The sequence below is a fragment of the Microbacterium sp. NPDC056003 genome (assembly GCF_042274785.1).
Taxonomy (GTDB): domain Bacteria; phylum Actinomycetota; class Actinomycetes; order Actinomycetales; family Microbacteriaceae; genus Microbacterium.
In genome coordinates this window covers 515,376-537,537 of the sequence record NZ_JBHJXQ010000001.1, presented here as the reverse complement: position 1 = coordinate 537,537, position 22,162 = coordinate 515,376, and the positions used below count along the sequence as shown (strand labels likewise).

Sequence of the window (22,162 nt, the reverse complement as noted above, 5' to 3'; positions counted from 1 at the left end):
CGCATGGCGACGAAGCCTCCGAAAGCCGACATCGACGAGTCCCGCGTGCGCGTCACGCAGACCAAGCGCGTGGCCGTCGGCGTGCCCGCCGTGCTGCACGCGCTGCAGATCGCGAACGAGCAGATGGGCGTCACGCGCTCGGTGCAGACCCTGCTGCGGGTGAACCAGAAGGACGGTTTCGACTGCCCCGGCTGCGCCTGGCCCGAGGAGGACAAGCGCCACATCGCCGAGTTCTGCGAGAACGGCGCGAAGGCGGTCGCCGAGGAGGCGACGCTGCGCCGTGTGGATCCCGCGTTCTTCACCGCCCACTCGATCGACGAGCTGCGCGCGCACGACGACTGGTGGCTGGGGCAGCAGGGCCGGCTGACGCGCCCGATGATCCTCGACGAGGGAGCGACGCACTACCGCCCGATCTCGTGGGATGACGCGTTGCGCGAGATCGCCGAGGCCATCGACCAGGTGGCCGACCCGGACGAGACGGTGTTCTACACCTCGGGGCGCACCTCGAACGAGGCGGCCTTCCTGTACCAGCTGCTCGTACGAGGGATCGGCACGAACAACCTGCCCGACTGCTCGAACATGTGCCACGAGTCGTCGGGCTCGGCACTCACCGAGACCATCGGCATCGGCAAGGGCACGGTGTCGATCGAGGACATCCACGACGCCGACCTGCTGATCGTCGCAGGGCAGAACCCCGGCACCAACCACCCGCGCATGCTCTCGGCGCTCGAGAAGGCCAAGGCGCGCGGGGCCACGATCATCGCGGTGAATCCGCTCCCCGAGGCGGGCCTCATGCGGTTCGAGAACCCGCAGACCGTGAAGGGCGTCGCCTTCCGCGGGACGAAGCTCGCCGATCAGTTCGCGCAGATCCGCCTCGGCGGCGACCAGGCGCTCTTCCAGGCCATCGGCAAGCATCTCCTCGAGGTCGAGGAGCGCGACGGCGGCGTGCTCGACCATGACTTCATCGCGGAGCACACGAGCGGCTTCGAGGCGTATCGACAGGCGAGAGCGGATGCCTCGTGGCGCGACCTCGTCGAAGCCACGGGCCTGCCCGAGAAGACGCTGCGCCGCGTCGGCGAGGCGGTGCGCATTTCGAAGGCGACGATCGTGTGCTGGGCGATGGGCCTCACGCAGCACAAACACTCGGTGCCGACGCTGCGCGACATCGTCAATGTGCTCCTGCTGCAGGGCAACATCGGGCGCCCGGGTGCCGGCGTCTGCCCGGTGCGCGGCCACTCCAACGTGCAGGGCGACCGCACGGTCGGCATCTACGAGAAGCCGTCCGCCGCGTTCCTCGACGCCCTCGACGCCGAGTTCGGCTTCGCCGCGCCGCGGGAGCACGGCTTCGACACCGTCGGAGCGATCCGCGCGATGCGCGACGGCGGGGTGCGGTTCTTCATGGGCATGGGCGGCAACTTCGTCTCGGCCACTCCCGATACCGAGGTCGTCGAGGCGGCCATGCGCCGAGTCGACCTGACCGTGCAGGTCTCGACCAAGCTGAACCGGTCGCACGTCGTCACGGGGCGGCGCGCGATCATCCTGCCGACGCTCGGCCGCACCGACCGCGATCAGCGCGGCGGGCGCGAGCAGCGGGTCACGGTCGAGGATTCGATGGGCGCCGTGCACGCGTCGCGCGGGCGCCTCGCCCCGCCCTCTGAAGAGCTTCTCAGCGAGGTCGCGATCGTCGCGCGGCTGTGCGGGCTCCTCTTCGGGGACGCGGATGCCGCGGCATCCCCTCGCCCTCCGCTGTCGACCCCGCGAGACGGGACGCCGCAGCAGGACGTCGATCGCGGGCAGGTCGAGCGCCCCTCGGCGGAGGAGGCCGGCGGCTCGAACCCGGCCGGGGAGGCCGGCGCGGGCCCAGAACAGGTGGTCCGGCGAGCACAGGCCCCCTCCGGCGTCGATCGTCCTGCCTACGCCGGAACACCTGTTCCGGGCAACGCAGGGTGGGGCGACGGGGAAGGGACGGTGGGGCCGCGGCGTCCGCTCAACGTCCCCCGCGCCGACTGGGCGGCGCTCGAAGCCGACTACGCACTCATCCGCGCGCACATCGAGCGGGTCATTCCGGGCTTCGACGACTACGAGGCGCGCATCCACAAGGGGCGCACCCTGCACCTGCCGAACGGTCCGCGCGACGCCCGGCGGTTCGCCACGGCTGACGGCAAGGCCCGCTTCACGGTGAACCCGCTGGAGTACCCGCGCATCCCGCGCGGGCGCCTGCTGCTGCAGACGCTGCGCTCGCACGACCAGTACAACACCACGATCTACGGCAAAGACGACCGCTACCGGGGCATCCACGGCGGGCGGCGGGTCGTGCTCGTCAACGCGAAGGACATCATGGCGCTCGGCTTCGCGCCGGACGAGATCGTCGACCTCGTCTCGGAGTGGACGGGTCCCGACGGCCAGATCGAGGAGCGGCGCGCGGAGCGGTTCCGCATCGTCCCCTACCGCACGCCGCGGGGCAACGCCGCCGCCTACTACCCCGAGACGAACGTGCTGGTGCCCCTCGACTCCGTCGCCGACGTCAGCGGTACGCCGACCTCGAAGTCGGTGGTCGTGCGTCTCGAGCACCGCGACCGCTGACGCTCTCTAGGCTGGAGCAATGAGCCGAGCCGCCGTCATCACCGTCTCCGACCGGTCGTCCTCGGGCGGGCGGGGTGACGCGAGCGGTCCGGTCGCCGTCGCCGCCCTGCGCGAGGCCGGGTTCGACTGCGCCGACGCGGTCGTCGTGCCCGACGGCGCCGACAGCGTCGAGCGCGCGCTGGTCGCCGAGATCCTCGCCGGGGCGAAGCTCATCGTGACCTCCGGCGGAACGGGCGTGGGCCCGCGAGACGAAACCCCCGAGGGCACGCGCCGCGTGGTGACGCGCGAGGTCCCCGGCATCGTCGAGGAGCTCCGTCGCCGCGGTGCCGCCGAGATGCCCGCCGGCATGCTGTCACGCGGGGTCGCCGGCGTCGCCGATCCGCACGGGGCGCTCATCGTGAATCTGCCCGGCTCGCCGAAGGGAGTCGCGTCGGGGATGCCCGTGGTGCTGTCCGTCGCGCGGCACGTGCTCGACCAGCTCGGCGGGAGCGACCACTGATGTCGGCTGTGCGGCTCGCCGCGATCAGTCCGGAGCCCCTCGACCTCGTGGCGCATCTCGACGCCGTCGACGACCCTGCGATGGGCGCGCTCACGACCTTCGTCGGCCGCGTGCGCGACCATGATCCGGATGCCGCGACCTCGGTCGTCGCCCTCGAGTACTCCGCGCACCCCGATGCCGTGACCGCCCTGCAGCGCATCGCCGAGGAGGCGATCGGCGCGGGCGACGCGCTCGTCGCGGTGTCGCACCGCATCGGCACGCTCGCGGTGGGCGACGCCGCCGTGGTGATCGTGGTCGCCGCCCCGCATCGCGCCGAAGCCTTCGAGGTCTGTCGCGCGCTCATCGAGACGATCAAGACGGGGCTGCCGGTCTGGAAGCGCCAGGTGGAGGCGGATGGCACCGCCACCTGGCTCGGCCTCGGCGGCTGACCCGCCGTCGTCACCCCGTCGCTCAGCGGGACCGGGGCGCGCAGCCGGACGGGTGATCAGCCGGACGTGTACAGCCGGACGGGGCTCGTCAGCCGCCCGCGAAGGGAGGCAGCACGTCGACCAGGTCGTCGTGGCCGAGCGCCGTCGCGTCATCGACGCGCGAGCCGCCGACGAGCACCGCGCAGCGCGGCAGGATCGTGCCGAGCCCGGGATGGTCGGCGGCGACGGCGCGTCGCAGGTCGCCGAGCGTCGCCTCGATCCGGTGCTCGGCGTCCCGGCCGGCGGCCTCCTGCGCGGCGGCGAAATAGCGGACGAGTGGCACTACTGCTCCTCCCACACCGCCGCCAGCGCAGCCACGGCGTCGAGTGCCTCACGCACCTGGGCGGGATCGTCGCCGGCCCGGCCGGCGACCAGCCCGGCGACGAACGCGCCGAGCGGAGCGGCCGGTCGCGCGACGCCGTTCGCGACGTCGCGCGTCAGGTCGAGCACCGCGGAGACGGGCACGTCGGCTTCGGCGAGCCCGAACCGCTGGCGCAGGGTCGCGGCCCACGCGTCGAGGGCTTCGGGCGGAAGGGTGCGGGACTGCTCGGTCATGACGTCTCCTCGGCCTGGGCGGCCCGTGCCCGGGCCTCCTCCAGATCCTCCCACGTGTCGACGTCGCGGGTCAGGTCGTCCGGCGCGGCCACGACGACGATGGACAGCTCGTCGACGAGGGCTCGGACGGGTGCGTCGCGGCCCGCGCCGGGGAGAGCGGATGCCGCCGCGCGCAGTGCCCGGGTGCGGTAGACGCCGATCAGCCATTGCGGCCGGCTCGAGGCATCCGCCAAGCACATCCCGTCACTGTCGGAGGGCACCAGCGGCAGGTCGGCGACGAGCCGGCGCACCGCGGCTCCGACGGCCGGAAGGTCGCACGCGAGCAGGAGGGTCCACTCCGGGTCGGACGACGGGTCCCACGACGCGAGAGCTGCGACCACGCCCGCCGCCGGTCCGCCGAACGGTGGGCTCTCGCGGATCCAGCGGACGCGGAGCCCGGGGTCGAGCACCGGTCCGACGACCGAGACGGGATCGGCCCCGGCATCGGCGACCGCGGCCACGGCGGCGGCGATCAGGGTGGTGCCGCCCACGTCGAAGAGCGGCTTCACCGCGCCACCGACGCGCGACCCCCTGCCGCCCGCGAGCAGGATCGCGCCGAGCGAGCCCGTGCTCACGTCATGCCTCGCCCGGACGATGCCAGTCGCCGCTCTTGCCGCCGGTCTTGGCGACGATGCGCACATCGTGGATCGCGGTGCCCTTGTCGAGGCCCTTCACCATGTCGACGATCGCGAGGCCGGCGACGGACACCGCGGTGAGCGCCTCCATCTCGACGCCGGTGCGGTCGGCGGTGCGGACGGTCGCCTCGATCTCGACGCCGTCGTCGACGATGCGGAGGTCGACGGCCGCCCCGTGCACGCCGATGACGTGGGCGAGGGGGAGGAGCTCCGGGGTGCGCTTGGCCGCCTGGATGCCTGCGACGCGCGCGACGGCGAGCACGTCGCCCTTCGGCACGGTGCCGTCGCGGAGTGCCGAGACGACCTCGATCGAGCACAGCACGAACCCGCGGGCGGTCGCCGATCGCACTGTCGGCTGCTTCTGGGTGACGTCGACCATGCGCGCGTGCCCGGCCTCGTCGAGATGAGTGAAGCTCATGTGATCAGCATGACATCGACGGGGTCCCCGGCGTCGACCCGGCCGACCTCGGCGGGCACCACGGCATAGGCCTCGGCCCGGCCGAGGCCGCCCGCGAGGTGCGAGCCGCCACTCGTGGCGGGCACCGCGCGCCACGTCCCGGGGTCGCTGCGGTCGATCGTGACGGGGAGGTACTGCGCCCGGCCGGGAGGCGTGCGCCACGCGGTCGCGGCGGGAAGCCGCAGGACCGGTCTCCGCAGGTCGCGGCGACCCTGCATGCGCAGGAGTGCCGGGCGCACGAACACCTCGAATGACACGGCGGCGCTCACCGGGTTGCCGGGGAGACCGAACAGCATCGTGCCCGACGGGGTGCGCCCGAAGCCCTGAGGCTTGCCGGGCTGCATGCGCACCCTGCGGAAGGCCATGCGGTCGCCCAGGGTGTTCTTGACGGGCTCGTATGCGCCCGCGCTGACGCCGCCGGTGAACACGACCAGGTCGGCGCCGAGGGCCTCGGCGGCGGTGATCGCCTCGCGCGGGCCGTCGCCGTCGTCGGACACGCTCGCACGCAGCACGACCTCGGCGCCCGCGCCGACGGCGAGGCCGGCCAGCAGCTCGCTGTTCGACTCCGGGATCTGACCGCGCTCGAGCGGCGCTCCGGGCGCGACGAGCTCCGACCCGGTGGAGACGATCGCCACGCGCGGCATCCGCGCGACGGTGAGCCGGTCGACACCTGCCGCGGCCGCGGCAGCCACCTGCAGCGCGCCGACGAGGATGCCCGCCGGCAGCACGACGTCGCCGATGACGGCGTCTTCGCCGCGACGGCGGATGTGGGCTCCGGCTCGGGCGGGCGCGGCGAGGACCGTGATGTCGCCCAGCGAGTCGGCCAGGCCGCCCGCCGTGTCTTCGAAGGGCACGATGGCGGTGGCCTCGGAGGGCACCGGCGCTCCCGTCATGATCCGCGCGGCTTCACCGGGAGCGAGCGCGGGGTCGAGGGCGGTGCCGGCGGGGAGGTCGGCCACGACGCGGAGGCGTGCGGGAGACGCCGGGGACGCAACGGCGACGTCGTCGAAGCGCACGGAGAAGCCGTCCATCGCCGAGTTGTCGAACACCGGGATGTCGACGGCAGCCCGCACGTCCTCGCACAGCGTCCGTCCGAGGGCAGCGGCCAGCGGCACGTCGACCGTGTCGAGGGCCGGCGTCGCCTCGAGCACCGTCGCCAGGTGCTCCTCGATGTCAATGAGCCCGTCGCCCGCGCCCCGGCTCATGCGTGCTCCCGCACGACGACGGCCTCGGGCCAGGCATCCATGCCTCCGCTGAGGACGGATGCCTCGATCCCCGCATCGCGGAGCGCTCGGGCGGCGCGCTCAGCCCGCACGCCCACCTTGCACACGACCACGACGGGTCCGTCGCCCACGGATGCAGGATCGGTGAGCACGTCGCCGAGCGGCCGCTCGACGACGCCGGGCAGCACGCCGAACGCCGTCTCCGACGGCTCCCGCACGTCGAGCAGCACCGCGCCCGCCGCCTGTGCGGCGATGGCGGCGTCGAGGCTCACGTGGGGGATCGGAGCGGCGGCCGCGGGCTCGGTTGTCGCCGGCGCTGCCGCGCTCGCTCCGGCCGGGCGCAGGGGGATCTCGTCGGTGCGGCCACGCAGCGCGTCGATCACCATCACGCGCCCGAGCAGCGGGTCGCCGACGCCCGTGATGAGCTTGATCGCCTCGGTGGCGAGCAGCGACCCGGTCTGCAGGCACAGCGACCCGAGCACGCCGACCTGGGAGCACGTCGGCACGTCGCCCACCGTCTCGGGCGGATACAGATCGCTCAGCCGTACGGCGGCCACACCCGCGGGCGGCGCCGTCCAGAACACGGTGGCCTGAGCGTGGAACTCCTGCACGACGCCCCACACGAGCGGCACGCCGAGCCGCTCGCAAGCCACCGCGACGGCATCCCGCGTCTCGAATGTGTCGGTGCCGTCGATGACGACATGCGCGCCCTCCAGCAGCCGGGCGGCGTTGTCGCGCGTGAGGTATGCGGAGACCGGAAGCACAACGGTCGTGGGCGAGAGATCGGCCGCGATGCGCACGGCCGAGTCGACCTTGGGCCGGCCCACGTCGCCGACTCGGTGCATGACCTGACGCTGGAGATTGGATGCCTCGACTCCGTCGTCGTCGATGACGGTGAGGGTTCCGACGCCGGCCGCCGCGAGCGCGAGGACGACGGGCGACCCGAGTCCTCCGGCGCCGACGACAGCCACGTGAGCGGCGGCGAGGCGGCGCTGCGCGATCTCGCCGAAGCCTGCGAGCACGCGGTGCCGCGCCGTGCGGAGGCGCTCGTCGTCGTCGAGCTCCGCGACGGGCTCGACCAGCGGAGGAAAGGCCATGCCCTCAGGCTAGCCGTGCGCAGGAAGGCTGGGGCGTCCCGCTGACGTCGCCACGGTCACGGGCTCCCGCAGGCGTCGAGCATCTCGAGCGACCAGTCGTTCACGACATCCAGCCGCGCCGCGAACGCCGGGTTCACGCCGGCCATGCCGGTGTACCAGAGGCCGAAGCCGACCTGGCGGACGGCGATGTAGTCGTCGATGCGGTCGAAGTCGATCGCGCGGCGAGTCTCGTAGCCCGCCCGCAGCGCATCGAGGTACGCCGGGTACTCCGGTTCGAGGCGGAGCTCCCACAGGCCGGTGGCGAGTTCGTACAGGCGGGGCCCGGTGCCGCAGTCGTCGAAGTCGATCAGCTTCACCCGGCTGCCCTGGAACAGCGCGTTGCCCAGGTGGAGGTCGGCGTGGATGAGGCCGACATCCTCCTCCGCCGTCATGACGTCGCCCATCCGGTCGGCAACGGCGTCGAATCTTGTGCGCACCGCCCTGGGGAGGCGCGACCAGCACTCGGCGGCCGAGAGCTCGCCGTAGACCATGACGTCGCCGAAGAACGTCTCGTGGTCCCAGCGGATCCGCGTGAAGCCGGCCGGCGGGCACCAGGCGTCGGCCTGATCGTGCAGCACGGCCATCGCCTCACCCAGGCGGCGCAGGTGCACGGGGCGCGCGGACTCCTCGTGCATGCGGCCGTCCATCCATCGCAGCACCGAGCAGACTCGGGTCCGACCGGCGGCAGCCGCCGACACGGTCGTCGATCCGTCGGTCGCCGGTAGCGCCTCGGGCACCTCCAGATCTGTATCCGCACGGATGCTGCGCAGCCACGCGATCTCGGATTCGATCGCGCTCGCGGTGTCGACGTCCTGGCCGTGGCGCTGCGGTCGGTGCACGCGCACCAGATGGCGTCCTGCCGGGCTGTCGTGCCGGAACGTGGTGTTCTCACCGTGGGCGACGAAGGTCAACCGGCCCTCGGGCAGGGGGTAGTCGCCCAGTGCGGCGACGGCGACCTTGCGCAGCGCGGCGATCTGCGAGCGGCGCGAGGACACGGCCCCACTGTCCGGCACGGACCTCTGGGAGGGCAAGGGGGCCGCATCGAGCCGGTCGGTGCTTTCCGCGTCTGCGGGCGAAACGGCTGGAAAAACCCGCAGTCACGGTGATAGCGTTCGCGCATGCCCAGCTTCAAGATCGCCGACGCCGCACGGCTGCTCGGCGTGAGCGACGACACCGTGCGGCGGTGGGTCGATGCGGGGACGCTGCCCACCACCGGGGCGACTCCGGCCGAGATCCCCGGTGACGCGCTCGCCGCCCGCGCCGTCGACCTCGCCGCCGCCGCGCCGGGCACGACCGACGTGCCGTCGAGTGCGCGCAACAGGTTCGTCGGCCTGGTGACGCGCGTGCAGCGGGACGGGCTCATGGCGCAGGTCGACATCCAGTCCGGGCCGCACCGTGTCGTCTCCCTGATGTCGTCGGAGGCAGTCGACGAACTGGGGCTCGAGGTGGGCTCGCTCGCCGCCGCCGTCGTGAAGGCCACGCACGTCATCGTCGAGACTCCGAGAGGGTGAGGATGCCTCGCCCCTCCCGTCGCCGCCCCGTCGTGGCCTCCCTGCTCGTTGCCGCGCTGGCCCTCGTCGGCTGTGCCGGTGCGGCGCGCGACGCGTCACGTGACGCGGCGCCCGGCTCCTCGTCCGCTCCTGCGCCGGGCGTGGCCGCACCCGAGCTGTCCGGCGAGCTCACCATCTTCGCGGCGGCTTCCCTCCGTGCCGCGTTCGACGAGCTGGCGATGACGTTCGAGCAGCGACATCCGTCGGTCGAGGTCCTGCCCATCTCGTATGACGGCTCGAGCACGCTCGCCACGCAGCTCATCGAGGGGGCGCCCGCCGACGTGTTCGCCTCCGCCGATGAGGCGAACATGCAGAAGATCGTCGACGCCGGTCTCGCCGACGCGCCCCGGTTGTTCGCCTCGAACACGCTCGTCATCGCGGTGCCGGCCCCCAATCCGGGCGGCGTGACCGAGATCGACGACCTCGCGGCGGCCGCCCTCACGGTGGTGCTGTGCGCCCCCGAGGTGCCGTGCGGCGCGGCATCCGCCACCCTCCTGGAACGGAACGAGGTGGTCGTGACCCCCGCGAGTCTCGAGCAGAACGTCACCGGTGTGCTGACGAAGGTCGCGGCCGGCGAGGCCGACGCCGGTCTCGTCTACGTCACCGACGCCCGCGGCGAACCGCGCGTCGAGGCTGTCGATGCCGCGGGTGCGGCCGACGTGGTGAACCGGTATCCCCTCGCGGCGCTCCGAGAGGCCGCCAACCCTGCTGCCGCGGCGGCGTTCGTCGAGTTCGTGCTGTCGGGCGAGGGCCGCGCGGTGCTCGACGAGCTCGGCTTCGGGGCGCCGTGACCGAGCTCGTCGCCGGACGCGATCGCGTGGGGTTCGCCCCGCGCGTGCTCGCGATCCCCGCCATGATCGGTCTGGCGCTGCTCATCCTGCCGCTCACCGCCCTCGTGCTGCGGGTGGAGTGGTCGACGCTGTGGCAGGACATCACCTCCCCGGAGGCGCTGTCAGCGCTCGGCCTCTCGCTGACGACCGGGCTCGCCGCGACCGTCGTCTGCGTGGTGCTGGGCGTGCCGCTCGCGCTCGTCATCGCACGCAGCCGCGCGCGCACGGCGGCGGTGCTGCGTGCGCTCGTGACCGTGCCGCTCGTGCTGCCGCCGATGGTCGGCGGCGTCGCGATGCTCTTCCTGTTCGGTCGCACCAGCTGGCTCGGGGGAGTGCTCGCAGAGTGGGGGATCCGGGTGCCGTTCACGACCGGCGCGGTCGTGCTCGCCCAGACGTTCGTCGCTCTGCCGTTCCTGGTGCTGGCCCTCGAGGGATCGCTGCGCACGACGGGCGTCGGATACGAACAGGCCGCGGCCGGCCTCGGCGCGGGCCGCTGGACGATCCTCGGCCGCGTGACGCTGCCGCTCGCGGCCCCCGGACTCATCGCGGGCATCGTGCTGTGCTTCGCCCGAGCGGTCGGCGAGTTCGGCGCGACGGCCCTGTTCGCGGGGAACGCGCCCGGTGTGACGCAGACCATGCCGCTCGCGATCTACACCGCGTTCAACGGCGCCGGCGTGTCGCAGGGCTCGGCGGTCGCGCTCTCGCTGCTGCTGCTGGTGACGGCGATCGGCGTGCTTCTGCTCGTGCGCGCCTGGCGGCCGGAGGCACCCCGATGACCGCCCTCGACGCGCATGTCGTGGTGGAGCGATCGGGTTTCCGTCTCGACGCGACCGTGCAGGCCGCGCCGGGCGAAGTGGTCGCCGTCATGGGCCCGAGCGGCGCGGGCAAGTCGACGCTCCTCGGGGTTCTCGCCGGGTTGGTGACCCTCGACGCCGGCCACGTGCGGCTCGGCGACCGCGAGCTCGACACGGCACCACGTCCGCGCGTGCGCACGACGCCGTCGCGTCGCGGAATCGTGCTCCTGGGTCAGGAACCGCGCCTCTTCCCGCACCTGTCCGCGCACGAGAACATCGCCTTCGGCCTGCGTGCGCACGGGGCGACGAAGCAGGTCGCGGCGGCGGAGGCCGACCAGTGGCTCTGGCGGGTGGGGCTCGACGGGATGGGGTCGCGCCGGCCGGCTCAGCTGTCGGGCGGGCAGCAGCAGCGGGTCGCACTCGCGCGGGCCCTCGCGACGAGCCCGGACGCCCTCCTTCTCGACGAGCCGCTGACGTCCCTCGACGCCGAGACCGCCGGCGACGTGCGGGCGCTGCTGCACGATCAGCTCGCCGCGACGCGCTCCACCGCGATCGTGGCGACGCACGACGCCGTCGACGCGGTCGCCCTGGCATCCCGGCTGCTCGTGCTCGAGGATGGCCGCGTGATCCAGACCGGTCTCGTGCGCGAGGTGCTCGCGGAGCCCGCGACGCGCTTCACGGCCGCCGTCGCAGGCCTGAACCGCGTCGAGGGAGAGGTGCGCGACGGCCGCTGGCAGCGCGATCACGTCGTGCTGGCTGCCGGGCAGGCGGCATCCGCTCATTCCGACGGCACGGCCGTCGCGGCGGTCTTCCGGCCGTCGGCGGTCGGGATCGAACGCACCGAGGCCGACACCTGGACCGGAGCGCTGCGACTCGCCCCCTCCGTCGTCGAGGGCGAGTGGCTGGCGCGCGTGACGCGGCTCGAGCAGACGCCGGGCGGCGTGCGCGTGCGTACCGCCGACCCCGAGGTCGCCGTCGACCTCACCGCCGACCGCGCCGCCGAACTGGGCCTGACGTCGGGGCTCCCGGTGCGATTGCGCCTGGACGCCGGTGACGCGCGCTTCGTCCCGCTCGGCTGACCCGCACGGCTGACCCGCTCGGCTGAGCCGCTCGGCTGACCCGCTCGGCTGAGCCGCTCGGCTGACCCGCACGGCTGACCCGCTCGGCTGAGCCGCTCGGCTGAGCCGCTCGGCTGACGCGCACGGCTGACGCGCACAGCTGACGCGCGCTGCCGACGCGTGCGCCGGGCCGCTCCTAGACTCGTCGGGTGACACGCATCCGCCCCTTCCGACCCGGCGACGAGCCGGCGCTCGCCGAGATCTGCCTCAAGACGGCGGATGCCGGCGCCGACGGGACGGGGGTCCTCGACGACGACGAGCTGTGGGCCGAGATCTTCGTTCTCCCCTATGTGGTGCGGCACCCCGAGCTGGCGTTCGTGGTCGAGACCGACGACGAACGTGTCGTCGGCTACATCGTCGGGGCGCCGGAGACCGCCGCGTTCGAGGAGTGGTTCCGCACCGAGTGGTGGCCGCGCCACTCCGCGCGCTGGCCGCAGCCCGAGACACAGCCCGAAGCCGAGGCGTCGCGTCAGGACGGCATCCTGCGATACGCGTACGGCCGGCGCGGCGGAGCCGAGCCGTACGGTGACGCGTACCCCGCGCACCTGCACATCGACCTCCTGCCCGAAGCCCAGGGCCGCGGGCTCGGGCGGCTGCTCATCGCGACGTTCGCCGACGCGCTGCGCGCGCAGGGCGTGACAGGCCTGCACCTGGTCGCATCGGCCGACAACGCGGGGGCCATCGCGTTCTACCCGCGGGTGGGCTTCGCGCCGCTGCCGTCGCACGACGGCGTGCAGGCCTTCGGCATGAGCCTCGTCTGACGCGCCGGCGACCACAGCGTCGTCGCGAGCGCAACCCCTTCGGCCTGCGCCGCGGTCCGCGTAGCCTGCCGGGATGGACGACCTCTCCGCACCCACCGGACGCGAACCCGAGCTCGCCGCGGTGCCGCGCCCCGACGGCTCCGCTCCGCGGGCGCTGGTCATCGGGGCGACGGGCTACATCGGCGGCCGGCTCGTGCCGCGGCTGCTGGCCGCGGGGTACGCGGTCCGGGTGCTGGCCCGCGACCCCGCCCGGCTCGGCGCGTTCGAGTGGGGAGACCGCGTCGAGGTGAGGGCGGGAGATGCGACGGATGCCGCGGCCGTGGCATCCGCGGTCCCCGACGTCGACGTGCTGTACTACCTCGTCCATTCGATGTCGTCGGGCAAGGGCTTCGCCGACGCCGACCGGTCCGCCGCCGAGACGGTGGCGCGGGAGTCGGCTGCGGCCGGGGTCGGGCGGATCGTCTACCTCGGCGGCCTGCACCCCGACGGTGTGGAGCTGTCGCCCCACCTGCGCTCGCGCGTCGAGGTCGGCGAGGCGTTCCTCGGCAGCGGAGTGCCGACGCTGGTGCTGCAGGCCGGCGTCGTGATCGGATCGGGGTCGGCGTCGTTCGAGATGGTGCGCCACCTCACCGAGGTGCTCCCGTACATGCCGGCGCCCAAGTGGGTGCGCAACCGCATCCAGCCGATCGCCGTGCGCGACGTGCTGCACTACCTTCTCGGCGCCGCGCGCGTGCCCGCCGACGTGAACCGTGCCGTCGACATCGGCGGGCCCGACGTGCTGCGCTACGGGCAGATGATGAACGGCTACGCCGTCGAAGCCGGCCTGCGCCAGCGGCCGATCGCGACGCTGCCCGTGCTCACACCCCGCCTCGCGTCGCACTGGGTGAACCTCGTCACGCCGATCCCGCGGTCGATCGCGCGGCCTCTCGTCGAGTCGCTGCAGAACGAGTGCGTGATGAAGGACCATGACGTCGATGCCCTCATCCCGCCTCCCGGCGACGGGCTGACCGGGTACCGCGCCGCCGTGCGACTGGCGCTCGGCCGCGTCGAGGGTGACGCGGTCGAGACGAGCTGGCAGGACGCCGAGGTTCTCGGCGTGCCGAGCGACCCGCTGCCCAGTGACCCGGAGTGGGCGGGGCGCGTCGTGTTCACCGACCGCCGGTCCGCCGTCACCTCGGCGCCGCCGGCGGCGCTGTGGCGCGTGATCGAGGGCATCGGCGGCGAGAACGGCTGGTACTCCTCACCGCTCCTGTGGGCGATCCGTGGCTGGATGGACCGGATCGTCGGCGGGATCGGACTCGCTCGCGGCCGGCGTTCGAAGGGCCGGCTCGCCATCGGCGACGCGCTCGACTTCTGGCGCGTCGAGGCCCTCGAGCCGGGGACGTTCCTGCGGCTGCGGGCCGAAATGAAGGTGCCGGGTCTCGCGTGGCTCGAGTTGCGGGCGATCCCGGATGCTGCGGGCTCGCGCTACGAGCAGCGGGCGGTGTTCTTCCCGCTCGGGCTGGCGGGGCGGCTGTACTGGCTGGCGGTGCTGCCCTTCCACGGGTTCATCTTCGCGGGCATGGCTCGGCGCATCGCCGACGCGGCGGAGACGGTGGCGGGATCCGGGGAATCGGCAGACGCCGTCGCCGGCGATCCGGAAGACGTCGGCTCGGCGGAGGACCGGTCGGTCACGGCGTCGGCAGCGGCTCCCTGAGGTCGCGGATCCGGCGTCGCTCGAGCAGCGTATGGCCGGTGCCCGCGATGCGCCGCTCGTCGGTCATTGTCGCGCCGTCCTCACGCCAGCCGTGGCGCTCGTAGAACGCGGCCGCGCGCTCGTTGCCGTCGAGCACCCACAGATGCGCCTTGCGGAACCCCGACGAGCGCAGCCGCCGCTCCGCCGTGACGAGAAGTGCGTGGCCGACGCCGCGCGACCAGTGCTCGGGCCGCGCGTAGATCGCATACACCTGACCGTCGCGGGGACGATCACCGTCGATCGACGGACCGATCGATGCCCAGCCCGCCGCGACCCCGTCGATCTCGGCGAGCAGGTCGCACGCGTGCAGCTCGCCGTGCATCTCGTCCCATCGAGCCAGCCGTCGCTCGGTCTCGCGCTCGGCGTCCATCGCATCGAGGATCTCCTGCGCCATGAGTCCCGCGTACGCGGCCCGCCACGTGTCGATGCGCACCCGTGTGATGCTCGCAGCGTCGTCGCGCGTGGCGACGCGGACCGTCAGCGTCATGCCTCCGACGCTAGCCGAGTCGTCTGCCCGTCACACGTGCGTTCGGGTTCACCCCGAGACGATCCGCCCGTGCTCCAACCGCACCACGCGGTCGACCAGCCCGGGCGGCACGGTGACGTGCGAGATGAGCACGAGGGCCTGGTCGTCGCCGACCGCGCCGAGGAGGTCGGCGAGGAGGGCATCGGATGCCTCCGGGTCGACGCCCGCGGTCGGCTCGTCGAGCACCAGCACCGGAAAGCCGCGCAGCAGGGCACGGGCCAGGGCGATGCGCTGCGCCTGGCCGCCCGACACGAGCGCGCCGCGCTCGCCGACCCGTGCGTCGAGCCCGCCGCGCTCACGCAGCCAGTCACCGAGGCCGACGCGTGCGAGGGCGGACTCGAGGTCGGCATCGCTCGCGGTGTCGCGCGCGAACAGCAGGTTCTGGCGGATGTCCTCGTCGAAGAGCATCGGCTGCTGCTCGCACAGCCCGACGGTGCGCCGAACGTCGTCGCCGGCGAGTTCGCGCACCGGCCGTCCGCCGATCTCGTAGCGGCCCTCGGTCTCGAGGAAGCGCACGAGGGCGTGGGCCAGCGTCGTCTTGCCGGCGCCGCTCGACCCGACGACGAGGACGCGCTCGCCGGGGCGGACGTCGAGGTCGACGTCGTGGAGGGAGGTCTCCGCTCCCTCCGGCCAGCGCACCGAAGCGCCGCGCAGCCGGATCCCGTGGCCGAGCGCCGGGCCCTCGCCGGTGGGCGCCGCGGTCTCGTCCACGAGCGCGTCGGGAAGCCGGTCCGGCAGCACGCCGGCGATGCGGTCAGCGGGTGCCGCCACCTGTCGCCACGCGGCGGCCGCCAGCGGCACGGCGGTGAAGACCTCGAACACGGCCATCGGCACGAGCACCACGACGGCGAGGGCCGGCCCGCCGAGCGCTCCGGACGCCACGCCGGGAAGGGCCGTGAGGACCGCCAGGATCGAGGCGCCGCCCGCGAGGAGCGAGACGATCGCCGTCGTGCCCGCCTGCGCACCGGCCCGCCGCACGACGGCCCGGCGCACCGCGGCGTCCGCCGCCGCCACGCGGGTGCGGCTCTCGGCCTCGGCGCCGAACGCGGTCAGCACGTCGAGGCTGCCGAGATGGTCGAGCACCGCATCGGCGAGGCGGGCCCGCAGCGGGGCGATGTCGCGCTCCGCGCGAGCGCCGGACGCCCAGCCCCACAGGGTCGCCGCCAGTCCGGCGGCGACGAGGCACGCAAGGAGCACGAGACCGGCCGGCCACCACACGATCGACACCAGTACGACCGCCCCGACGGCGACCGCCGCCGACGCGACGAGCGGCTGCACCACGCGCAGCGGCAGGTTCTGCAGATCGTCGACGTCGTCGACCAGTGCGCCGAGCACCGAGCCGCGCCCGGTGCGCGCGAGGCCGTCGGGCGCGAGCGGAACGAGGCGGCGGACGAGCGTCGCGCGGGTCGTCGCGAGCTGCCGCAGGGCGGCGTCGTGGCCGGCCAGCCGCTCGACATAGCGGAAGGTCGCCCGGGAGAGCGCGAAGAGGCGCACGCCCACGACCGCCGCCGAGAGGTAGAGCACCGGCGGCTGCTCGCTCGCCCGCACGATGAGCCACGCGCTCACGGCGAGGAGGGCGACCGCGGATGCCTCGGAGGCGAAGCCCGCCGCAAGCGCGGGCCAGAAGCGGCGGACGGGCGGCATCGCACCGCGGAGCACATCGGCGCGGGTGGCCGACGTCATACGACCACCCCCGCGGGCTCGAGGCGCACGACGGCATCGGCGATCGCGCGGGCGCTCGTGCGGTGCGACACGAGCAGGACGGTCGCGCCCGCATCGGCCAGGCTGCGCACGCTCCGCCACAGCTGCGCCTCCGTGTCGGGGTCGAGCGCGGCGCTGGGCTCATCGAGGGCGATCACCCCGGCCCTGCCGCGGAGCCGCCGATAGAACGCTCGCGCGACGGCCACGCGCTGCGCCTGACCGCCCGACAGCCCGGCGCCCTGCACGCCGAGCGCGCGGTCGGGCGCGAGTTCCGCCGCGCACGCCAGTGCGAGTGCGCGCCGCACCAGCGCGGCGTCGGGCTCGCTGTCGCCGAGGGTGATGTTGGCGGCGATCGAACCGGCGATCAGGCCGGGCTGCTGTCCGGCCCAGGCCAGCCAGGTCGAGGGCGCCACCGCGCGCACGTCCGCGCCGTCGTAGGTCGCTGCGCCCTCGAACGCGGCGGCGCCGCGCAGCGCCGCGAGGACGCTGGACTTGCCGGCGCCGCTCGGTCCCTCGATCAGGGTCACGGTGCCCGCTGTCGCGACGAGCGACATGGGCGGCAGCATCCGCTCGCCCCGCCGCACGCACACGTCGCTCAACCGCAGCTCCCCGCCCTGTTGAGTGTCCACGGAACGCGGTGCCCCGGGCGCCCGGGACGGCGTTCTGTGGACACTCAGCGGGGATGACGGGCGGCGGAGCGGGGCGGGGGATGAGGGTGCCGCGGCGGCGGCGTCGAGCACCTCGAACACGTCGCGGGTCGCGGCCACGCCCTCGGAGGCCGCGTGGAACTGCACACCGACCTGCCGCAGTGGGAGGTAGGCCTCGGGTGCGAGCAGCAGGACGAACAGCCCGACGCCGAGGAGGAGGGCGCCGTCGATCAGGCGGAAGCCGATCGAGACGGCGATGATCGCGACGGAGATGCTCGCAAGGAACTCGAGGGCGAAGCCCGAGAGGAACGACACGCGCAGCACCCGCATCGTCTCGCGCCGATACTCGCCGGTGACCTGCTCGATGGATGCCGCGGCCCGGTGCTGCCGGCCGAACACCTTCAGCGTCGACAGGCCCCGCACGGTGTCGGCGAAGCGCGCCGCGAGGCGGTGCAGCGTGTCCCACTGCCGCTGCTGCACGGAGCGCGTCGCGAGCCCGATCAGCACCATGAAGATCGGGATGAGGGGGAGGGTCAGGACGACGGTCAGGCCCGAGATCCAGTCCTGCCACCACATCACGGCGATGATGATCGGCGTCGCGACGACCGTCTGCACGAGCTGCGGCAGATAGCGGCCGAAGTACGCCTCGAGCGCGTCGAGTCCGCGGCCGGCCGTGACGGCCAGCTGGGCTGAGTTGCGCCCGTCGAGCCATCCGGGACCGAGGGTGCCGACAGCGTCGATGAGGGCAGACCGCAGCTGCGACTGGACGCGTGCGGCGGCGCGTGCGGCGATCGCCTCGCGCGCCCACAGCAGCACAGCGCGCACGGCGACGACGACTGCGAGGGCGATCAGGGTCACGGCGAGCTCGGGCGGCGGCATCCCGTCTATCGCTCCCGTGATCGCGCGCGTGAGCAGCCACGCGAAAGCGACGATGACCGCCGTCTGCGCCACTGCGACGGCTCCGATCGCGACGAAGAACCCGCGCGAAGCGGAGGCGTACCGCAGGAGCCGGGGATCGACGGGCCCGCCCGGCCGCCTGCCGGGCTCGGTGGGGTCGTCGTCGCTCATGGCCCTTCGACCCTACCTACCGCGCCCGGGTCAGTGGACGAGAGCGGCCGCCTTCTCGATGCGCGAGCGCGAGACGCGCTTGCGGAAGACCCAGTACGTCCAGCCCTGGTAGAGCAGCACGAGCGGGAGGAAGATCGCGGCTGCCCAGGTCATGATCGTGAGGGTGTAGTCGGTGCTCGACGCGTTCTCGATCGTGAGGCTGTGCGCGATGTCGGTCGACGACGGCATGACGTACGGGAACAGCGCGAACCACAGGGTCAGCACGGCGGCCACGATCGTGGCCGCGCCGAATCCGAACGCCCAGCCCTCGCGGTCGCGCAGATTGAACACCAGCGACATCACCAGGGTCACGGCGGCGATTCCGGCGCAGCCGATGACTGCCGCCATCAGCGGTGCACCGTGACCGGCGGCGATGAAGATGGTCCAGATCAGGAATGCGGCGGCCACGACCACCGTCAGCAGACCGGCGCGGCGGGCGAGACGCCGGGCGTCCTCGTGCACCTGGCCGTCGGTCTTCAACGCGACGAAGTACACGCCGTGCGTGAAGAACAGCAGCAGCGTCGTGAGGCCGCCGAGCAGGCCGTACGGGTTGAGAAGGGTGAGGAGCGACCCCGTGAACTCATGGTCGGCGTCCAGCGGCACGCCCTGCACGATGTTGGCCACGGCGACGCCCCACAGCAGCGCGGGCACAGCCGACCCGACAACGATCATCGTGTCGAAGCCGCGCTTCCACCGCAGACTGTCGCGCTGGTGACGGTACTCGAACGAGACGCCGCGCAGGATCAGCGCGAGCAGGATCAGCAGCAGCGCGAGGTAGAAGCCGCTGAAGAGCGTGGCGTACCACTCGGGGAACGCAGCGAACAGGCACGCGCCGGCGACGATGACCCACGTCTCGTTGAGGTCCCAGACCGGGCCGATGGTGTTGATGATCTGACGGCGGCCGATGTCGTCCTTGCCGAGGAAGGGGAGCGACATGCCGACGCCGAAGTCGAAGCCGTCGAGCACGAAGTAGCCGACGAAGAGGAATCCGACGATCCAGAACCAGAGGTATGCGAGGTCCATGTCGATGCTCCTAGTAGACCGTCGTGGGGGTGTCTTCGACCGCGCGCTCCCGGGGGTCGGGATCGTCGGGTCCGGGCAGCGGCTCCGGCCCCTTCTTCGAGGTCTTGATGATCAGGCCGATCTCGACGACCGCCAGCGCGGCGTAGATCAGGGTGAAGGCGACGAGCGAGATGAGCACCGTCCAGCCGGGGACGCTGGGCGAGACGCCGTCCTCGGTCAGCATGAGTCCGAACACGATCCAGGGCTGCCGGCCCATCTCGGTGAAGACCCAGCCGACGAGGATCGCGAAGAGCGAGGCGGGCCACGCCCAGACCGCGAGCTTCCACGCCCACTGCGGCACGTCGCGCTTGGCCTTCTTGCGCGTGAGCCACAAGCCGACGACTGCGGTGAGGGCCGCGATGCCGCCGAGGCCGATCATCCAGCGGAACGACCAGTACGTCACCCACAGGATCGGGGCGAAGTTGCCGTCGACCTGGTCGGCGAACTGCGGGAACAGCTCGGTCGTGTACTGCATGTTGAGGTCGTTGATGCCTTCGACACAGCCGTCCAGCGTGTGGGTCGACAGGAACGCCAGCAGGTACGGCACGCGGATCGAGAACAGCTCGGTCGAGCCGTCGGGTGTGCCCAGCGTGAAGATCGAGAACGAGGCATCCGCTCCGCACGCGCTGTCGAACATCGCCTCCGCGGCCGCCATCTTCATCGGCTGCGTCGAGACCATCACGAGGCTGAGCTGGTCGCCCGAGATGGCGACGCCCGCGAAGGCGACGATCATGCCCCACAGCCCGTAGCGCAGTGAGGACCGCATCATCTCGACGTTCTGGCCGCGCATCAGGTGCCAGGCCGAGATCGAGATGATCATGCCGGCGGTCATCATGAACGCCGCGAACAGGGTGTGGGGGAGCGCGGCCAGCGCGACGGGGTTGCTGAGCACCGCGAAGAAGTCGGTCATCTCGGCACGGGAGCCGTCATCGGCCATCCGGAATCCGACCGGGTTCTGCATGAACGCGTTCGCCGCGAGGATGAAGTACGCCGAGAACCAGGCGCCGATCGTCGCGATCCAGATGCTCGCGAGGTGGAGCGCGCGCGGCAGGCGGTCCCAGCCGAAGATCCACAGGCCGATGAACGTCGCCTCGAAGAAGAACGCCATGAGTCCTTCGAAGGCGAGCGGGGCGCCGAACACGTCTCCGACGAAGCGGGAGTACGCCGACCAGTTCATGCCGAACTGGAACTCCTGCACGATGCCCGTGACCACGCCCATGGCGAAATTGATCAGGAAGATCTTGCCGAAGAAGCGGGTGAGATGCAGCCACTTCACCTTGCCGGTGCGGTGCCACGCCGTCTGGAAGATGGCCACGGTGAGCGCCATTCCGAGCGTGAGGGGCACGAACAGGAAGTGGTACAGCGTCGTGAGGCCGAACTGCCAGCGGGCGAGCAGCAGAGGGTCCAGCAGATCCACGAGGCGTTCTCCGATCGCTCGAGCGGGAGGTGTGGTCTGACCACGTTAGCATGTGGTCAGACCACAGGGAAGACATCGATCCGAAGCGTGATCCCGCCACCCAGCGTTCCAGGCGCGACGCAGTGCCGCTGGTGCGGGGGCCGTGAAAAAGACCGTCCCACCGCGGCCCCGCGTGCACGGCGCGGGCTACCCTCGAACCATGGAGGCCGGGTCGGAGCGAGGGAGGGCGTCGTGAGCGCGATTCCCGTCACCATCGCGCCCCGGATGCCCCGCCCCGACGCGCGGTCGTCGCACGCGCTCGCGGGCGGTCCGGGCGACCCGCTCGTCGACACGCATGGTCGCGTCCACCGCGACCTGCGCATCTCGCTGACCGACCGCTGCTCACTGCGGTGCACGTACTGCATGCCCGAGCAGGGGAATGAGTGGCTCGCGCGCTCGAGCATCCTGTCGACCGATGAGATCGTTCGCATCGCCACCGTCGCCGCGGCCGACGGCATCACGACGTTCCGGCTCACCGGCGGCGAGCCCCTGCTGCGCACCGACATCGTCGACGTGGTGCGACGCCTCGCCGCGATCACCGCGCCGGACGGGCGCCCGGTCGACATCGCGATGACGACGAATGGCATCCGCCTGCGCGAGCTGCTCCCCGAGCTCTCGGACGCGGGTCTGCGCCGGCTCAACATCTCGATCGATACGCTGCGGCGCGACCGCTTCCACGAGCTGACGCGCCGGGACCGCCTCGACGACGTCCTCGACGGGATCGCGGCGGCCGCGGCATCCGCTCTCCGTCCCTTGAAGCTGAACGCGGTCGCCATGCGCGATGTCAACGACGACGAGCTGGTCGACCTCGTCGAGTTCGCGGTCGCGCACGATGCGCAGATGCGCTTCATCGAGCAGATGCCGCTGGACGCCGGCCACACGTGGGATCGCGCGCGCATGGTCACGCAGGACGAGATCCTCGCGACGCTCTCGGCGCGCTGGTCGCTGACGCCGGTGCCCGGACGCGGTGGCGCCCCCGCCGCACGCTGGCTGCTCGACGGCGGACCGCACACGGTCGGCGTCATCGCATCGGTGACGGCGCCGTTCTGCGGCGACTGCGACCGCCTGCGCCTCACGGCCGACGGCCAGCTGCGCAACTGCCTGTTCTCCACGACCGAGTACGACCTGCTGCCGATCCTGCGCAGCGCGGGGTCGGGTGGCGGCGAGGGGGAGATCGACCGGATGCTGCGCTCCTGCGTGCACGGCAAGCTCCCGGGGCACGCGATCAACGATCCGAGCTTCCTCCAGCCCGCGCGCGGCATGAACGCGATCGGCGGCTGA

The 22,162-nt window shown here is 72.8% G+C and carries 22 protein-coding genes; 10 read left to right on the top strand and 12 right to left on the bottom strand.

Annotated elements, in window-relative coordinates; genetic code table 11:
- Positions 1-3: 3 nt before the first annotated feature.
- Genes ACFC1W_RS02525 through ACFC1W_RS02515 form a run of 3 tightly spaced genes read left to right on the top strand, consistent with a single transcriptional unit; the run spans position 4 to position 3,510 of the window.
- Entirely contained in the window at positions 4-2,583 is a 2,580-nt protein-coding gene (locus ACFC1W_RS02525) for an FdhF/YdeP family oxidoreductase (RefSeq protein ID WP_375988263.1), read from the top strand.
- A gap of 19 nt (positions 2,584-2,602) precedes the next feature.
- Positions 2,603-3,082, top strand: a complete 480-nt coding sequence (locus ACFC1W_RS02520; RefSeq protein ID WP_375988260.1) for a molybdenum cofactor biosynthesis protein B — start codon at positions 2,603-2,605, stop codon at positions 3,080-3,082.
- Positions 3,082-3,510 (top strand): molybdenum cofactor biosynthesis protein MoaE, encoded by a 429-nt coding sequence (locus ACFC1W_RS02515; RefSeq protein WP_375988257.1) that lies wholly within the window; start codon positions 3,082-3,084, stop codon positions 3,508-3,510. Before ACFC1W_RS02520 ends, ACFC1W_RS02515 begins: the two co-directional genes overlap by 1 nt.
- A gap of 88 nt (positions 3,511-3,598) precedes the next feature.
- Here ACFC1W_RS02515 and ACFC1W_RS02510 read toward each other — a convergent pair whose 3' ends face one another.
- Genes ACFC1W_RS02510 through ACFC1W_RS02480 form a run of 7 tightly spaced genes read right to left on the bottom strand, consistent with a single transcriptional unit; the run spans position 3,599 to position 8,589 of the window.
- A complete protein-coding gene (locus tag ACFC1W_RS02510) occupies positions 3,599-3,832 on the bottom strand; it encodes a MoaD/ThiS family protein (RefSeq protein WP_375988254.1) in 234 nt (77 codons plus the stop codon).
- Entirely contained in the window at positions 3,832-4,104 is a 273-nt protein-coding gene (locus ACFC1W_RS02505; protein WP_375988251.1) for a DUF6457 domain-containing protein, read from the bottom strand. The genes ACFC1W_RS02510 and ACFC1W_RS02505 overlap by 1 nt, the downstream gene beginning before the upstream one ends.
- Complete coding sequence (locus ACFC1W_RS02500; protein ID WP_375988248.1) at positions 4,101-4,718, bottom strand: molybdenum cofactor guanylyltransferase; 618 nt, start codon at positions 4,716-4,718, stop codon at positions 4,101-4,103. The genes ACFC1W_RS02505 and ACFC1W_RS02500 overlap by 4 nt, the downstream gene beginning before the upstream one ends.
- A 1-nt stretch (position 4,719) precedes the next feature.
- A complete protein-coding gene (moaC, locus tag ACFC1W_RS02495) occupies positions 4,720-5,196 on the bottom strand; it encodes a cyclic pyranopterin monophosphate synthase MoaC (protein WP_375988245.1) in 477 nt (158 codons plus the stop codon).
- A complete protein-coding gene (gene glp / locus ACFC1W_RS02490; protein WP_375988242.1) occupies positions 5,193-6,440 on the bottom strand; it encodes a gephyrin-like molybdotransferase Glp in 1,248 nt (415 codons plus the stop codon). The genes moaC and glp overlap by 4 nt, the downstream gene beginning before the upstream one ends.
- Positions 6,437-7,555: a ThiF family adenylyltransferase gene (locus tag ACFC1W_RS02485; protein WP_375988239.1), complete on the bottom strand. Its 1,119-nt coding sequence runs from the start codon at positions 7,553-7,555 to the stop codon at positions 6,437-6,439. The genes glp and ACFC1W_RS02485 overlap by 4 nt, the downstream gene beginning before the upstream one ends.
- A gap of 56 nt (positions 7,556-7,611) precedes the next feature.
- Positions 7,612-8,589, bottom strand: coding sequence for a phosphotransferase enzyme family protein (locus tag ACFC1W_RS02480; protein WP_375988236.1), 978 nt, complete (start codon positions 8,587-8,589; stop codon positions 7,612-7,614).
- A gap of 123 nt (positions 8,590-8,712) precedes the next feature.
- Here ACFC1W_RS02480 and ACFC1W_RS02475 point away from each other — a divergent pair, with 123 nt between their 5' ends.
- The 6 genes from ACFC1W_RS02475 (at position 8,713) to ACFC1W_RS02450 (ending at position 14,343) form a co-directional block, all read left to right on the top strand.
- Complete coding sequence (locus tag ACFC1W_RS02475) at positions 8,713-9,105, top strand: molybdopterin-binding protein (RefSeq protein WP_375988234.1); 393 nt, start codon at positions 8,713-8,715, stop codon at positions 9,103-9,105.
- Between the two features lie 2 nt (positions 9,106-9,107).
- Positions 9,108-9,935 carry a molybdate ABC transporter substrate-binding protein gene (gene modA, locus ACFC1W_RS02470; RefSeq protein ID WP_375988231.1) on the top strand — a complete coding sequence of 276 codons (828 nt, stop codon included), beginning with the start codon at positions 9,108-9,110 and terminating at the stop codon, positions 9,933-9,935.
- A 62-nt stretch (positions 9,936-9,997) separates the two neighbouring features.
- Positions 9,998-10,750 (top strand): ABC transporter permease, encoded by a 753-nt coding sequence (locus ACFC1W_RS02465; RefSeq protein WP_375991379.1) that lies wholly within the window; start codon positions 9,998-10,000, stop codon positions 10,748-10,750.
- Positions 10,747-11,847 carry a sulfate/molybdate ABC transporter ATP-binding protein gene (locus ACFC1W_RS02460; protein WP_375988228.1) on the top strand — a complete coding sequence of 367 codons (1,101 nt, stop codon included), beginning with the start codon at positions 10,747-10,749 and terminating at the stop codon, positions 11,845-11,847. The genes ACFC1W_RS02465 and ACFC1W_RS02460 overlap by 4 nt, the downstream gene beginning before the upstream one ends.
- 188 nt (positions 11,848-12,035) lie before the next feature.
- Positions 12,036-12,647 carry a GNAT family N-acetyltransferase gene (locus ACFC1W_RS02455; RefSeq protein WP_375988225.1) on the top strand — a complete coding sequence of 204 codons (612 nt, stop codon included), beginning with the start codon at positions 12,036-12,038 and terminating at the stop codon, positions 12,645-12,647.
- Positions 12,648-12,720: 73 nt separating this feature from the next.
- Positions 12,721-14,343 carry an SDR family oxidoreductase gene (locus ACFC1W_RS02450; RefSeq protein WP_375988222.1) on the top strand — a complete coding sequence of 541 codons (1,623 nt, stop codon included), beginning with the start codon at positions 12,721-12,723 and terminating at the stop codon, positions 14,341-14,343.
- Here ACFC1W_RS02450 and ACFC1W_RS02445 read toward each other — a convergent pair.
- The 5 genes from ACFC1W_RS02445 to ACFC1W_RS02425 are packed head-to-tail and all read right to left on the bottom strand — an operon-like array spanning position 14,318 to position 20,842.
- The gene (locus tag ACFC1W_RS02445; RefSeq protein ID WP_375988219.1) at positions 14,318-14,869 is read right to left on the bottom strand and encodes a GNAT family N-acetyltransferase; all 552 of its coding nucleotides are present in this window, start codon (positions 14,867-14,869) and stop codon (positions 14,318-14,320) included. The genes ACFC1W_RS02450 and ACFC1W_RS02445 overlap by 26 nt on opposite strands.
- Before the next feature lie 48 nt (positions 14,870-14,917).
- The gene (cydC, locus tag ACFC1W_RS02440; RefSeq protein ID WP_375988216.1) at positions 14,918-16,591 is read right to left on the bottom strand and encodes a thiol reductant ABC exporter subunit CydC; all 1,674 of its coding nucleotides are present in this window, start codon (positions 16,589-16,591) and stop codon (positions 14,918-14,920) included.
- On the bottom strand, positions 16,588-18,324 hold the full coding sequence (gene cydD, locus ACFC1W_RS02435) for a thiol reductant ABC exporter subunit CydD (protein ID WP_375988213.1): 1,737 nt from the start codon (positions 18,322-18,324) through the stop codon (positions 16,588-16,590). Before cydD ends, cydC begins: the two co-directional genes overlap by 4 nt.
- Before the next feature lie 30 nt (positions 18,325-18,354).
- Positions 18,355-19,386 (bottom strand): cytochrome d ubiquinol oxidase subunit II, encoded by a 1,032-nt coding sequence (gene cydB / locus ACFC1W_RS02430; protein ID WP_375988210.1) that lies wholly within the window; start codon positions 19,384-19,386, stop codon positions 18,355-18,357.
- 10 nt (positions 19,387-19,396) lie between these two features.
- Positions 19,397-20,842: a cytochrome ubiquinol oxidase subunit I gene (locus ACFC1W_RS02425; RefSeq protein WP_375988207.1), complete on the bottom strand. Its 1,446-nt coding sequence runs from the start codon at positions 20,840-20,842 to the stop codon at positions 19,397-19,399.
- Positions 20,843-21,106: 264 nt separating this feature from the next.
- On the opposite strand from ACFC1W_RS02425, the gene moaA reads away from it, so the two are divergent.
- Positions 21,107-22,162: a GTP 3',8-cyclase MoaA gene (moaA, locus tag ACFC1W_RS02420; protein WP_375991377.1), complete on the top strand. Its 1,056-nt coding sequence runs from the start codon at positions 21,107-21,109 to the stop codon at positions 22,160-22,162.

Bases quoted from the DNA above. Each gene is read 5' to 3' on its own strand.
- ACFC1W_RS02525 (WP_375988263.1), top strand. From the start codon at position 4: ATGGCGACGAAGCCTCCGAAAGCCGACATCGACGAGTCCCGCGTGCGC.
- ACFC1W_RS02520 (WP_375988260.1), top strand. From the start codon at position 2,603: ATGAGCCGAGCCGCCGTCATCACCGTCTCCGACCGGTCGTCCTCGGGC.
- ACFC1W_RS02515 (WP_375988257.1), top strand. From the start codon at position 3,082: ATGTCGGCTGTGCGGCTCGCCGCGATCAGTCCGGAGCCCCTCGACCTC.
- ACFC1W_RS02505 (WP_375988251.1), bottom strand. From the start codon at position 4,104: ATGACCGAGCAGTCCCGCACCCTTCCGCCCGAAGCCCTCGACGCGTGG.
- moaC (WP_375988245.1), bottom strand. From the start codon at position 5,196: ATGAGCTTCACTCATCTCGACGAGGCCGGGCACGCGCGCATGGTCGAC.
- glp (WP_375988242.1), bottom strand. From the start codon at position 6,440: ATGAGCCGGGGCGCGGGCGACGGGCTCATTGACATCGAGGAGCACCTG.
- ACFC1W_RS02485 (WP_375988239.1), bottom strand. From the start codon at position 7,555: ATGGCCTTTCCTCCGCTGGTCGAGCCCGTCGCGGAGCTCGACGACGAC.
- ACFC1W_RS02475 (WP_375988234.1), top strand. From the start codon at position 8,713: ATGCCCAGCTTCAAGATCGCCGACGCCGCACGGCTGCTCGGCGTGAGC.
- modA (WP_375988231.1), top strand. From the start codon at position 9,108: ATGCCTCGCCCCTCCCGTCGCCGCCCCGTCGTGGCCTCCCTGCTCGTT.
- ACFC1W_RS02465 (WP_375991379.1), top strand. From the start codon at position 9,998: ATGATCGGTCTGGCGCTGCTCATCCTGCCGCTCACCGCCCTCGTGCTG.
- ACFC1W_RS02460 (WP_375988228.1), top strand. From the start codon at position 10,747: ATGACCGCCCTCGACGCGCATGTCGTGGTGGAGCGATCGGGTTTCCGT.
- ACFC1W_RS02450 (WP_375988222.1), top strand. From the start codon at position 12,721: ATGGACGACCTCTCCGCACCCACCGGACGCGAACCCGAGCTCGCCGCG.
- ACFC1W_RS02445 (WP_375988219.1), bottom strand. From the start codon at position 14,869: ATGACGCTGACGGTCCGCGTCGCCACGCGCGACGACGCTGCGAGCATC.
- cydC (WP_375988216.1), bottom strand. From the start codon at position 16,591: ATGACGTCGGCCACCCGCGCCGATGTGCTCCGCGGTGCGATGCCGCCC.
- cydD (WP_375988213.1), bottom strand. From the start codon at position 18,324: ATGAGCGACGACGACCCCACCGAGCCCGGCAGGCGGCCGGGCGGGCCC.
- cydB (WP_375988210.1), bottom strand. From the start codon at position 19,386: ATGGACCTCGCATACCTCTGGTTCTGGATCGTCGGATTCCTCTTCGTC.
- moaA (WP_375991377.1), top strand. From the start codon at position 21,107: ATGCCCCGCCCCGACGCGCGGTCGTCGCACGCGCTCGCGGGCGGTCCG.